At 34.9% G+C, this 13,287-nt stretch carries 12 protein-coding genes and 3 pseudogenes; 2 read left to right on the top strand and 13 right to left on the bottom strand.

Annotation, left to right across the window (positions count from 1 at the left end; translation table 11 throughout):
* Positions 1-122 precede the first annotated feature (122 nt).
* The 5 genes and pseudogenes from ptsP to LC087_RS02905 all read right to left on the bottom strand — a co-directional run bounded on the left by ptsP (position 123) and on the right by LC087_RS02905 (position 6,086).
* Positions 123-1,839, bottom strand: a pseudogene (gene ptsP, locus LC087_RS02925) (phosphoenolpyruvate--protein phosphotransferase).
* Positions 1,836-2,102: a phosphocarrier protein HPr gene (locus tag LC087_RS02920; RefSeq protein ID WP_226538996.1), complete on the bottom strand. Its 267-nt coding sequence runs from the start codon at positions 2,100-2,102 to the stop codon at positions 1,836-1,838. The pseudogene ptsP and the gene LC087_RS02920 overlap by 4 nt, the downstream one beginning before the upstream one ends.
* 56 nt (positions 2,103-2,158) lie before the next feature.
* Positions 2,159-4,243: pseudogene (ptsG, locus tag LC087_RS02915) on the bottom strand (glucose-specific PTS transporter subunit IIBC).
* A 224-nt stretch (positions 4,244-4,467) separates the two neighbouring features.
* Entirely contained in the window at positions 4,468-5,334 is an 867-nt protein-coding gene (gene glcT / locus LC087_RS02910) for a glucose PTS transporter transcription antiterminator GlcT (protein WP_264189799.1), read from the bottom strand.
* 503 nt (positions 5,335-5,837) lie between these two features.
* On the bottom strand, positions 5,838-6,086 hold the full coding sequence (locus LC087_RS02905; RefSeq protein WP_226538994.1) for a hypothetical protein: 249 nt from the start codon (positions 6,084-6,086) through the stop codon (positions 5,838-5,840).
* 148 nt (positions 6,087-6,234) lie between these two features.
* Here LC087_RS02905 and LC087_RS19880 point away from each other — a divergent pair, with 148 nt between their 5' ends.
* Positions 6,235-6,429 carry a WYL domain-containing protein gene (locus LC087_RS19880; protein WP_443111812.1) on the top strand — a complete coding sequence of 65 codons (195 nt, stop codon included), beginning with the start codon at positions 6,235-6,237 and terminating at the stop codon, positions 6,427-6,429.
* A gap of 13 nt (positions 6,430-6,442) precedes the next feature.
* On the opposite strand, the gene LC087_RS02900 is transcribed toward LC087_RS19880, so the two are convergent.
* From LC087_RS02900 to LC087_RS02865, 8 genes and pseudogenes are all read right to left on the bottom strand, one after another.
* Positions 6,443-6,580: a YvrJ family protein gene (locus tag LC087_RS02900; protein ID WP_226538993.1), complete on the bottom strand. Its 138-nt coding sequence runs from the start codon at positions 6,578-6,580 to the stop codon at positions 6,443-6,445.
* 82 nt (positions 6,581-6,662) lie between these two features.
* On the bottom strand, positions 6,663-6,881 hold the full coding sequence (locus LC087_RS02895; RefSeq protein WP_226538992.1) for a DUF2922 domain-containing protein: 219 nt from the start codon (positions 6,879-6,881) through the stop codon (positions 6,663-6,665).
* A 16-nt stretch (positions 6,882-6,897) separates the two neighbouring features.
* On the bottom strand, positions 6,898-7,116 hold the full coding sequence (locus tag LC087_RS02890; protein ID WP_226538991.1) for a DUF1659 domain-containing protein: 219 nt from the start codon (positions 7,114-7,116) through the stop codon (positions 6,898-6,900).
* Positions 7,117-7,216: 100 nt separating this feature from the next.
* On the bottom strand, positions 7,217-8,584 hold the full coding sequence (locus LC087_RS02885; protein ID WP_226538990.1) for a sensor histidine kinase: 1,368 nt from the start codon (positions 8,582-8,584) through the stop codon (positions 7,217-7,219).
* A complete protein-coding gene (locus LC087_RS02880) occupies positions 8,520-9,281 on the bottom strand; it encodes a response regulator transcription factor (RefSeq protein ID WP_306019953.1) in 762 nt (253 codons plus the stop codon). Before LC087_RS02880 ends, LC087_RS02885 begins: the two co-directional genes overlap by 65 nt.
* A gap of 10 nt (positions 9,282-9,291) precedes the next feature.
* Entirely contained in the window at positions 9,292-10,581 is a 1,290-nt protein-coding gene (locus LC087_RS02875) for a hypothetical protein (protein ID WP_226538988.1), read from the bottom strand.
* Between the two features lie 143 nt (positions 10,582-10,724).
* Positions 10,725-11,684, bottom strand: a pseudogene (gene pfkA / locus LC087_RS02870) (6-phosphofructokinase).
* Between the two features lie 96 nt (positions 11,685-11,780).
* Positions 11,781-12,884 carry a M24 family metallopeptidase gene (locus LC087_RS02865; RefSeq protein ID WP_226538986.1) on the bottom strand — a complete coding sequence of 368 codons (1,104 nt, stop codon included), beginning with the start codon at positions 12,882-12,884 and terminating at the stop codon, positions 11,781-11,783.
* 157 nt (positions 12,885-13,041) lie between these two features.
* On the opposite strand from LC087_RS02865, the gene LC087_RS02860 reads away from it, so the two are divergent.
* Positions 13,042-13,257, top strand: coding sequence for a hypothetical protein (locus LC087_RS02860; RefSeq protein ID WP_226538985.1), 216 nt, complete (start codon positions 13,042-13,044; stop codon positions 13,255-13,257).
* Positions 13,258-13,287: the final 30 nt, after the last annotated feature.

Here is a 13,287-nt window from a genome sequence, read left to right as displayed (position 1 = left end):
TTATTTTGACCTATTCCCCTTTTATTATGAATGATAACGGGAACGAAAAAATTGTAAAACAATCCAAGGATTTAATAATTCTAAAAAGGTTCTAAGCCATAAAAGACTTAGAACCTTTTAGATCAACTTTCAAATGTTTTCTTTACAAAAGCGATAACCTCTTCATTTGTGTTCATTTTTAAAACCATTTCTTTAAAGGATGCTGCATTTTGTTTCGATAGTTTCTTTAATTGTGCTCTTGCAGGCAAAATGGATGTAGCGCTCATCGAAAATTCATCAAGTCCTAGTCCAAGTAATAGAGGAATGGCTAATGAATCGCCTGCCATTTCTCCGCACATTCCTACCCATTTTCCTTTAGCGTGTGCAGCCATCAATGACATGAGATACGAGCTTAAGAATCGCTGGATTATAAGGTTGATATAAATAGGATACGCGTTCATTCATTCGATCAGCAGCCAGCGTATATTGAATTAAATCATTAGTTCCTACACTAAAGAAATCAACATGATTAGCAAACTGATCTGCCATAATTGCTGCGGCAGGAATTTCAACCATCATGCCAACTTCAATATCATCTGCTACTTTCACCCCTTCATTTTGAAGAGCTTCTTTTTCATCTAACAACATTTGTTTTGCTTTTAAAAACTCATCAATGGTTGCAATCATAGGAAACATAACTTTTAAATTTCCATAAGGACTAGCACGAAGTAGAGCACGTAATTGAGTACGGAAAATCGATTGCTCTTCTAAGCAAAGGCGAATGGCTCTAAATCCTAAAAATGGATTTAACTCCTTAGGTAATTGTAAGTATGAAAGCTCTTTATCTCCACCAATATCAAGTGTCCTGACAACGACAGGCTTTTCACCCATTCTTTCCAAAACTGCTTTATAAGCCTCATACTGTTCTTCTTCTGTAGGAAGCTCGTCACGACCCATATACAAAAACTCTGTACGGTATAGCCCTACTCCCTCACCGCCATTTTCTAAAACTCTTTCTATATCTTGAGGCGTTCCTATGTTAGCAGCTAATTCTACATGATGTCCATCTTCTGTCACAGTCGCTTTATCAACAAGTTTAGCCCATTCTGCTCGCTGTTCAATGTATTGTTGTTGTTTATTTTTATAAGAAGACAATTGCTCATTTGTTGGATTAGCAATAACTGTTCCATCAAGTCCATCAACAATAACCATCATTCCATTTTCTATTTTTTCCGTTGCTTCTTTTGTTCCAACTACGGCTGGTATTTCCATTGAACGAGCCATAATAGCTGAGTGAGATGTGCGTCCACCAATGTTCGTCGTAAATCCTTGAACATATTGACGATTCAGCTGAGCCGTATCAGAAGGTGTTAAATCATCTGCCACGATAATCACTTCATCTGATATTAAGCTAGGATTCGGAAGCGAAACGCCTAACAAGTGACCTGTCACTCTTTTTGTCACATCTTTTATATCAGCAGCCCGCTCTTTCATATAATCATTATCCATAGATTCAAACATGTTTATAAACATAGTTGCCGTTTCTTTCAAAGCGAATTCAGCATTTTGTTTTTGATTTTCGATTGCTTCTTTTATTGGATTGATTAGTTCAGGATCCTCAAGCACTAATAAATGGGCTTCAAAGATTTCTGCCTTTTCGTCACCAAGCTCTTTTTTCGCATGGTCACGAATTTTTTCTAATTCTTTTTTAGAAGAACGAATAGCTTCTTCCAATCTAAATATTTCTTCCTTAGTATCCTTAATTGTTTTTTCTTCAATTTCTAAGTTAGGTTCTTCTAGTAAGTATGCTTTTGCCATCACGATACCACTAGAGGCACCGATCCCGCTTAACGTGATCATTTGCTTAAGCCTTCTTCTTTCATAGTGGTCTCTATTCCAGTGATCGCTTCTTGCTCATCCGAACCATCGGCAGTCACTTTTATCGTTGCTCCTTTAGAGATTCCAAGAGACATAACACCCATAATGGACTTAAGATTAACGGTTTTGCCGTTATGTTCTAAGTTTATATCTGAATTAAAAGTGGATGCTTTCTTTACTAAGATTGCTGCTGGTCTTGCGTGAACTCCAGTATCTGCTATAATTTCAAATGTTTTTTCTACCATTATATTCACTCCTACAATTTTTTTAATATTTATTTATTAAATACGTTTGTCTTTTTCTAAAACAAGTCAAGCTTATCTTGTCGTTCAACTTTCCCCTCGCTTACATTCACTTTTACACGTTCATCTAAGTTCGTAAAAATAATTGGCGTCATGATGGACGGGGCATGTTCTTTTACATAATCAAGATCCACTTCCAATAAACGCTGTCCTTGTTTAACTTTATCACCGTCTGTTACAAACGTTTCAAACCCTTTTCCATCAAGTTGTACCGTATCAATCCCAATATGAATTAAGATTTCTTTTCCATCTTTTGATTTTATGGCAACTGCATGCTTTGTTTTAAATATATTGATGATTTCACCATCAACTGGCGAGACAACAGTTCCTTCTTCAGGTAATATGGCAAATCCATCTCCCATCATTTTTGATGAGAATACTTGATCGGGCACTTCCGTAATTGATTTTATTTCTCCTTTTATTGGTGAAACAAAATCAATATCAATATCACTTTCTTTTTGGATAGATTTCGGCATAACCTCTTCTATTTGTTGCTCTACTTCTTCTTCCATTGACTGCCCCTCAACAGTAGGAACAGGTTCATCATCCATAATGGCTTGAATTTGTGTTTTTAATCCATCTGATCTCGGACCAAAAATGGCTTGTATGTTGTTTCCTACTTCCAAGACTCCCGAAGCCCCTAGTTTTTTCAAACGGTTCTTATCTACTTGTTTAACTTCAACTACAGAAACTCGCAAACGTGTAATACAGGCATCTAGGTGTGAAATATTATCTTTTCCCCCTAGCGCTTTTAAAATATTCATTGGCAATTCTGATTTACTTGTTGCTGAGCTCGTTTCTTCTTGCGTTTCATCTTCACGACCTGGAGTTTTTAAGTTAAACTTTCGAATGGCAAATCTAAAACCAAAATAGTAGATCATAGCTATGACAAGACCAACTGGAATCACAAGCCACCATGCTGTTCGGTTTGGAAGAACTCCGAATAGGAGATAGTCAATGACACCACCTGAGAAGGTCATACCTATTTTAACATTGAGTAAATGCATTGTCATAAAGGATAAGCCAGCAAATATCGTATGAATACCGAATAACACGGGTGCAACGAATAAGAAGCTAAACTCAATTGGTTCCGTAATTCCTGTTAAGAAAGAAGTTAATGGCTGCAGAACCCATAATACCCGCTACATATTTTTTATTCTCTGGTTTCGCTTCTTGATAAATAGCTAGAGCAGCTGCTGGTAAGCCAAACATCATAAATGGGAATTTTCCTGTCATGAACGTTCCCGCAGTTAATTCTACCCCATCTTTTATTTGTTCCATAAAAATCCTTTGATCGCCTCGGACGATTTCCCCAGCGACATTCGTATAAGAGCCAAATTCGAACCAAAACGGTGCGTAAAAAATATGATGTAAACCAAATGGTATGAGCGCTCTTTCAATGACACCAAAGACGAAGGCTGCCAAAGTTAAATTTTGTTGTAACAATCCTTCTGAAAAGCTATTTAAACTCCTTGAACAGGCGGCCAAATAAAGTACATTATAATCCCTAGTAAAACGGCTGATGCAGCTGTGACAATCGGCACAAACCGTTTTCCTGCAAAAAATCCTAAGTATTGAGGTAATTCAATATCAAAAAACTTATTGTACATGTAAGCTGCTAAAATACCAACGATGATACCGCCAAACACCCCTGTTTGAAGAGTAGGGATCCCTAAAACTTGGGCAAACTCTGGATGGCCTGCCTTTAAAAATTCAGCTAATTCAACAGAATCACTTGGAAGATCATTATTGTAGATTAAGATTTGACTGATGGTCGCATTCATAATTAAGAACCCTACGATTCCAGCTAATCCAGCCACTCCATCCCCTTTTGCTAGACCAATCGCAACCCCTACAGCAAAAAGTAATGGAAGGTTTGAAAAAATGATTCCACCGGATTGCTCCATTACACTTGCCACTAAAATAAATACATTATTCTCTAGGAACGGTAAATATTCGATTAGATCTGGATTTTGCATCGCATTACCGAAAGCCAATAAGATTCCTGCAGCAGGTAATAATGCTACAGGTAACATTAACGACTTACCGATTTTTTGCAGGACTCCAAATGATTGTTTAAACATCTTTAAACCCTCCTTTTTTTGTTAGTTTGTCTCCTAAATGAAAAGATACTCAAAGAAAGTTAAAGTACATGGGGAAATAAGGAAAAGTATTTCAAACATCATTCAAGATATCGCTTACAACAAACGAATAAAAAAACAAAAAGGCATGAGTAAAATAGGATGCAACTAATGCACCTTATCTATACTCATGCCTGATCGTATCAGTAACACGTATGTACTTAACGTTATAATGTTTTATTGTTAATTCGATACAGATGCATCGTTAAATAAACAACTTCCGCATCGAATACGTTTAATTGTAATGATTTTTCTAATACTTTAACCATCTTCCATGCAGTATTATAGCATAATGGATATTCTTCTTTCAATAAACTTTTCAACTTTTTTGGTTCTTCCACTGTTTCCCCGTTTTTTACTCGATCAATTGTATAGCGAAGATGACGTATTAATCTGGAGTAATGAATGCTATTTCTGTCGATGGAAATCCCCATACTATCTTCGATGACAACGATCAATTTATTTATTAATTGTGAAAATTGATTAATCTCGGAAATAGTTGTGTTTGAGGTGGCACTATGAATATGTAGAGCGATAAAGCCGATTTCCCCTTCAGGTAAATAAATATTTAACCGTTCATTTAATAACTCTACAACATCTGTTGCTACTTCATACTCTTTAGGATATAGAAGCTTTGTTTCTTTTAAAAAAGGATTTTTTATATCCATTCCTTTTTGTAATCTCTTTATCGCAAAAGAAATGTGATCCGTTAACGAAATGTGTATATGATCATTTAACGGTAGTGACATTTTTACAGATATGTAAGTAATAATATCATAGATTACTTCAATCATTTCTTCGTCAACAAAAGGAAGTAGTAGTTTGTACTGTTCTTGTTGTTGTTTATTTTTCAAAACGAACATTTTCTCAATGGCTTCATCTGCAATAAGATCATCTTTCTTTTTTCCAAACCCTATTCCTTTCCCTATTAAAACGACTTCTGAAAGTAGTTGATGTTCAGCTATTATTACATTGTTGTTTAAAACTTTTTTAACGATCACATTTTCATTCACAACCGCAGTCTCCTTTTTCATTACTCACTCAACATCGTACATAAATCGACATTATTCGTCAATTATTTTTTTCTTCCTTATTTTTTGTTTAAATCTTTTTAAAATGTATAAACTAATCCTAGGTTAAATAGAAAGGGGGCTGAATAGAAGTGGCTAAGAAAAAAGGAATGAAAAGTCCATCTGAACAAAAGCAAGATACAGAATTCGCTAAAGAGATGAGCGAATCAAAAACGAAAACTAAGAAACCTAAATAAGCACTACATATAAGGGGTATCCAGGCAATTTTACTGGATACCCCTTTTTTTAAAAAAATATAAGCTTTGTCCTAATTCTGATGTCCTTACTGAGCTTTTCTGTGAAAGTAATTTTAAAGGGAAACTCGCAGAAAAACTAGTAAGCCTTCTCATACGTCCCTCATATTGATTATCTTACTTAGCTAGCGTGAGTCTTGATTTCATTAACTCATCAAGGTAATGGAGTCTTTCATCTTTGATTTGTATGCAACAAATACACTAATGGATATGTTACTGGCTTGAGTTTTGTTTCAGTGCATTTAAAGCTATGGTCATTTTCGCTTGAATTCCTTTTATGGTTTCCTCATCATTTTTCGTTTCATCGTCATATAATATTGTAAAATCGTAAATGGTTTGCGAAAGTAATTCGATACTTCTTTTCAACTGTTCATTTGAAGATTTAAAATCATCGTGAATGATTGCTTTCGTAATTTCGTTAGATAATTTTCTTATAAGGTGAGCATTTTCATATTTGTCCATCATCATTACCACCTTACGAATAGATTTTATTGCCTCATACACTATAGGTATTCTCTTCGTTATACAATAAAACCTCCCTTTTAGTATAAAATTCAACTGTTTTGAATAAGATGCAAAAGAAAACATACGTTTGTTTAGGAGGCTTATTGTGGATTATCTCCTTCGTTTAAGTTTTGAAGAACAAAAGCCAATTAAAATTATTTATCAAAGCAAAAGCGGATCCATAACAAAAAGAACTATTGTTGTTAAGTCAATAGACTCTCCGTATATTTCCGCCTATTGCTTCAAACGAAAGAATTATCGTCATTTTTTTGTCCACAATATTTTAGCGACAGCCCTGTAAAAATTATTCACCTTTAATTTTTCAGTTGTTCAGGCAGCATTTTAATGGATTGATTCAGTTGATCAAGCTTCGTTTCAATTCTTTGTAGCAAATATAAAGTGACTACAATAGGAAATCCAACCTCGCTTATTAGTTGTATCCAACCAGCCATCATCATGCCCCCCTTTCACATATTTTTTCAATTTCGCTATCAAAAGAGGTTAGCGATACATTTGCTAACCTCCTTACCTCAACTATTCACTAAAAATGGTATTCACATTTCTCTCAACAATTCTCGCTTCCTTCTTACTCACTAACTTCCCTCCATTTGCGAAGAAGATATCATTTGTTAGGATGGTATCCATCGCATCATCAACCTCTTCAACTGGTAGGGCTCCCTTAGGTTCATCTACAGTAATGGTAATCGTTTTCCCAGTTTCGTTTAAAAATTTCATTTCTAATTTTTTTGACATTTAGTCCACTCCTTTCTTATTCTTCAATTAATGATGAGTCGTTCCTTTCTACTTCAAATAATGGTTTTGTTTGTAGGGATACTAGCTTGTTCGCAACAGCAAACAACTGTTCAGCAGTTGCCTCAGCTTTGACATTGTTGTAGCTTTTATACGAAAAAACTGTTTTCCCTTGCTCATCTAATCCCTCTTCAAAAATCAATCTTAGCTGGCTACTTGTTATTGTTGAATTTGCCATGTTTATCACCTCCTTCACTTTAACTATAAGACTATAGCGTCTAGAAGTAGCCTTCTGAAAAAAAATAAAAAGTCTTTTGGAGATTACTCCAAAAGACTTTTTACTTAGGAAGTGTAATGGTAACCACCGTTCCCCTACCTTGTTGACTATTTATAATCAAATGTCCACCATGTAATTCTATGATTTTAGCAGAAATCGCCAATCCTAATCCAGTTCCTTGTTGATGGGATACTTGGTAGAAAGGCCTCGTTAAATAAGGAATATGCTTTTCATTTATTCCAATCCCTTCATCTTGAATAAATAAATGAAAAAAACGACTTCCTTGCTTACTTTTAATATAAATTGTTCCTTTTTCATGAGAAAACTTAATCGCGTTGTCAATCAAATTTAGAAACACTTGCTTCATTCTATTAACATCCACTTCTACCTTATACGATGGCACCTCGAAAACAAGAGAGAGCTGTTTGTTCTCCGCCTTTGAAGTCGTTTGCAGTAGGACGTCATTTAACAATTCTTCAATATCAATTTCCTCTTTATGTAAAGCGATCTTATCATTTTGAAAGCGTGAAAAGTCAAGTAACTCTTCGACTAGCAATATTAGCCGATCCGTTTCAGAAGAGATCAACTGCAATCCCTGTTTTAATTCTTCCTTAGATATGTCATTGGAAGGAAGCAACGTTTCAGACCACCCTTTAATTCCAGTAAGTGGTGTTCGTAGTTCATGAGAAATAGAGGAAATAAATTGATTTTTCATCTCTTCTGTACGAACAATTTCTTCAGCTAAATAATTTAGCGTCCGTGCTAATGTCCCTAGTTCATCTTTATACGATTCTTTTACCCTAACATTAAATTGTCCTTGAGCCATTTTTGAAGATACATGAATAATCTCTTTAATAGGTTGTGTGATTGAATTAGCAAGCTTTAAACTAACAAAGAATACAATGACCGACACTAATACTCCAATAATAAATGCGGCTATATTTAAGGAAAACAAGACTTGATTTACTCCTTCTAGAGAAGTAGTATACCTTAAATAAGCGACCGTTTGTCCATCTAGTTTTAATGGGGAATAGACAATGAGTACTTTCTCGTCTTTCCTTCTCTCAACTTGATAAAAAGGGTCATATGGTATTCCTTGTTCTACTAATATTAAGTCTTCTTCCCTCCCATCTTGAGGAAGACCTGTTGAAGATTGAATAATTTGACCATCTTTATTTACTATATGAAGAATTGCTCCTTCATATTGCATCTTTGAAGTCAGTTCACTGATCGTTTCACTACTAAGACCATCTTCTAAAGAATAGTCATGAAAGCTTGTGTATTTTATAACTGATTGAGAATGAGTAATAATTGTTTGTGAAATGCCATTATAATAATATTGCTTGGCCGTTAGTTGAAATATACTAACGATTAAAAAGAGCATTAAAAATATGACAAACATGAATTGAAAGACGACTCGACGATTCATAGCTCTCACCTTTCCATATATATCCTCTTCCCCATACAGTCTGTAGGTGTTCTGGTTTTGATGGATTTTCCTCTAATTTTTGTCTAAGCCTTCTTATATTAACATCGACAACTTTATAGTCTCCAACATACTCTTTTCCCCATACAAAGTTCAATAGCTCATCTCTTGTTACAAGTGAGTTAGGATATTCATAAAAATACTTCATAATTAAAAATTCCGTCGGTGTTAAGGAAATCGTTTCGCCATCTTTTTTAACCACTTCCTCATCGAGGTCAAGAATAATCCTTTGTTGTTGTTCAAATTGATTCATCCCTTGACCAGTATCTTTAATTGCTGATATCCTTCGCCATAACGACTGAATTCTTGCTATTAATTCTCCCACACTAAATGGTTTAACTAAATAATCGTCAGCACCACTCGAAAGACCGATAATTTTATCTTGCTCTTGTCCTTTTGCTGTCAACATAATAATCCCGATACTAGAATTATATTGACGAATGTGCTCACAAACCTCTATTCCGCTTATTCCTGGAAGCATTAAGTCTAAAAGAATAATATCGATGGATTCTCTTGTAATCAAATCCAGAGCCTTTTCGCCCGTTTCAGCTTCCAAAACTGTGATCCCTTGTTTTTTTATATTTAAAGAAATAAAACTTCTAATAGATAGTTCATCTTCAACTACTAAGACCCTACACATTTTCTACACCTCATATATCTTCCGACATTAAATGGAAACTTTCCATTAAATCAGGAACTCCAGCGTCCTTTTGAATATAAAAGCGCCATTCTTCTGACTCCCCGATTAAAGTACCAGGAAGTTGAGCACCTTCTAATTTATTACTTCTCCATTCAATCGAAGTTTTCCATCCCTCTTGATTTTCAATTACAACAAAATTAGACTTTTCGGTTATTTTTAATTCACCTACCCATTCATCATTTATTATTATGTAAAATCCTTTATTTAAATTTAGGTAACGTCTATCCACTTCTTCAAATGATGAGTATTCAGGGGTTAATTTCATATATGTTTCATAGTAATGACCTTCCAAACCTTCTTGTTCGCTTTTAAATGGTTTGGTCGAGGCAATTTCAATTATTCCATCATTATCTATATCCTTTGAAGTAATTAATCTATCCTTATAAGTGTTTTTTTTATGACTCTCAGGTATTCTTTTTACAAGTTGTTGATCTGTTAAAGTCACTACTTGTGTGTAAAACCTCTTTTCACTATCTTTCACATCCAAAAAGATTGCTTTTACACCCTTAACCACTTGTCCAATTGTCATTTTTTCATAAATGACATTAGGGTCTAAAAAAACTTCCGACAAAACGACTAACTGATTTTGATCGTTTAATTGATACATCTTTAATTTTTGACCTTCCACCACATGTAGCTCTAGCACATTATCTCGATTAAGATCATCCACTAAAAAATGATCATATGATTGGTTAATCACAATATTTTTAAGTACACCATCAACAGACTTAAAAATATACAAGCTTCCAAGACCAGCTTTTTTTGTACCAATAATTAGTTGAGGGATATTTTGCCCACTATTGCTTGGTTTAAGCTGTTTTACTTCTACATAATCTAAATCTGTTCCCTTAAATGTTATTTTTTCTTTCATAACCCAACGGCGCTCTAAAGAATTTTCAAAAATCGCCATATTAATGGAAGGTTCATCAGGCTTATTCACCCTATAGAACACCAGTACTTCGTTACGTTTATCTCCATTAAGATCAAAGGAATAGTACGTTTTCGGGTATGGGTCTTTATTAGCTGTTAAAAGTTCTACACCTTCAGGTAATCCTTTTTTAATTTGCGTAATCATTCGTTGTTGTTCTTCAGGTATTGTTGGTTCTTGGATTAAAGAGGTGGGAGCTTCTCTTAAGAAACAACCTGTCAGAAATAATATGCATCCAAATAAAACCCCTATCTTCATCCTTGTGTTCAAAAAAGAACCTAACCTATTGAACACCCTTTTAAAATTAACCACTGCTATTCCGCCCTTACAACATACGTTTTGATATTATCTTACACTTAAAAAGTGCACAATTCCATATTAAAATAAAGAACATATTAACTACCTCAGCTAATTTCCTTAAAAAAAGAGCCTTTTCAAAAAAGACTCTTCAAAACTTATATAGACAATTGTTGAGACAAATCATAAAGATCATCAACCATTCGATCTTTATTCTTTAAAATTTCAATTATATCATGATCAACCAATTGTCCCTTGATCATCCCTACTGCTCTTCCACCTTTTCCTTCTAAAAGCAATTCAATAGCCCTCGCTCCTAGTCGAGAAGCAAGCACACGATCAAACCCTGTAGGTGATCCTCCCCGTTGAATGTGCCCTAAAACGGATATTCGAGTTTCTAATTGAAAGGAATCTTTTAACTCTTTCGCTAAATCGTCTGCCTTTCTAACCCCCTCAGCTAAAACGATGATCGAGTGTTTTTTTTCCTCGCCTAACCCCATGATTTAACCGATCAACGATCTCATTTATGTTGTATCTCTTTTCTGGTATCATAATCGTTTCAGCACCTGCAGCCACTCCTGACCATAAAGCAATATCTCCTGCATGCCTTCCCATCACTTCGATTATAAATGTTCGATCATGAGAAGTAGCCGTGTCTCTAATTTGGTCAATCGCTCTCACAACCGTATTAAAGGCCGTGTCAAAGCCAATTGTATAATCCGTTCCAGGTATATCATTATCGATCGTTCCAGGTAAACCTATACAAGGGTAACCCTTTTCTGTTAATTTAGCGCTCCTTGGTACGAGCCGTCGCCCCCGATGACTACTAAACCGTCGATCCCTTTATTTCTCATTTGTGCGATCGCTTGGTTTTGTCCTTCATTTGTTTTAAATTTTTCTGAGCGTGCGGAACGTAAAAATGTACCTCCCCGTTGAATGATATCTGCTACCGAACCTAACTGTAAAGGCTCCATCTTTCCTTCCATTAATCCATTATAACCTTGATAGACACCCCAAACATTCAGTCCTTCATAAATCCCTTTTCTAACGACTGCTCTTATGGCAGCATTCATTCCTGGTGAATCTCCACCACTTGTTAACACAGCTATATTATTCACTATTTCACCTCAAAACATGATACTTTCTTTCTGTTAATAGATTACCCAAGGAATCCACAACCAACCAAAAACACGATAAATTATTTTCTTATTGGTTTACTTCTTAATCACTTGAAATTCCTTGGACGATTTTGTTAACAACTCATTTCCGTTCGCTGTTATCACTACATCGTCTTCAATGCGAACGCCGCCGAGCTGCTCATCATAAATTCCTGGTTCGACGGTAAACACCATTCCTTCTTTAAGGACATCAAGATTACTTTCATTTAAGGATGGGAACTCATGTACATTTAACCCTAAACCATGACCAATACGGTGAGGAAATAATTCTCCAAAACCAGCATTACCAATGAATTTTCTTGCTGCACGGTCAATATCACCAATTTTAGCACCTGGTTTACAGACATTTAACGCTTCAAGTTGTGCCTTATAAACAGTATCATAAATCTTTTTTTGCTGATCATTTGCTTCATCAAATACAACCGTTCTAGAAATATCTGAGCAATACCCTTGATAGACGACACCTAAATCAAATAAAACAAAATCTCCTTTTCTTAGCTTACGGTTCCCAGGATTTCCATGTGGTTGACCTGACTTTTCACCAAAAAGAACTAAGGTAGAAAAAGACATTTCACGAATACCTTGTTTTTTTAGCTCATACTCTATAGAGGCGATCACCTCTAATTCTGTTATATTTTCTTTAAGGGCATCTTGTCCGATTTTTATCCCTAAGTCAGCAAAATAAGCAGCCTTTCGTAATATGGTTAGCTCTTCTTCACTTTTTATTACTCTTAGTTCATTCATCTTCTCGTCAATAGATGAGATTGACACTTCATTAAAAATTGCAGATATTTCTTCTGTTCTTTTGTATGTAAGAAACTCTTTCTCTATAGCCATTTTTGTAGGGCTGTTTATCTCTTTTTCACTCATTTTAAGTCGAATAAGCTCCCATGGATCTTGATGATCTGTATAAGAAACGATCGAAAAGTCCCAACCAGCCTCTTTGGCTTGTGATACTTCCATCGTTGGACACACTAGAAAAGGATCGCCTGACGAAAAAACAAAGATACCTAGCAAACGTTCATGCGGTTCACAAAGAAACCCTGATAAATAAAAAACATTTTCAGACGAAGAAATAAAGGCTAAATCTAAATGGTTTGTAGATAACCATTGTTGTACATTTAATATACGTTGTTTCATATTTTACACCTCTGTTCTATAATATGTAGAACATACTATAACATAAAAAACAAAATATTATTAAGACGAATTTATATAAAGTGCACTTTTAAAAAACAATTTTTACTGTTAAAATTCTATTATCATTAAGTTTATGGAAAATCAGGAGGCACATTAAATGTCTTTCATAAAAAAACACATCATCTTAATCTTAAGTCTTATAGGTTTAATGTGTCCGATTGTCGGAATGCTGCTAATTGATTATTACTACTATAGTTCGGTAATCAGTTGGTTTGTTGGCTTAGGATTTATCATTATGGCTGAATTCGTTGTTCTTTCTCGACCAGACAAAGAAAAAACAGTCAGTAAATCACATATAAAAAACCAGGTGTAAGGAAAATCCCACCTGGTTTTTTATTTACAT

Source organism: Bacillus carboniphilus (assembly GCF_020524035.2).
GTDB lineage: Bacteria > Bacillota > Bacilli > Bacillales > JAIVKR01 > Bacillus_CC.
This window is presented reverse-complemented; position numbering and strand designations above follow the sequence as displayed.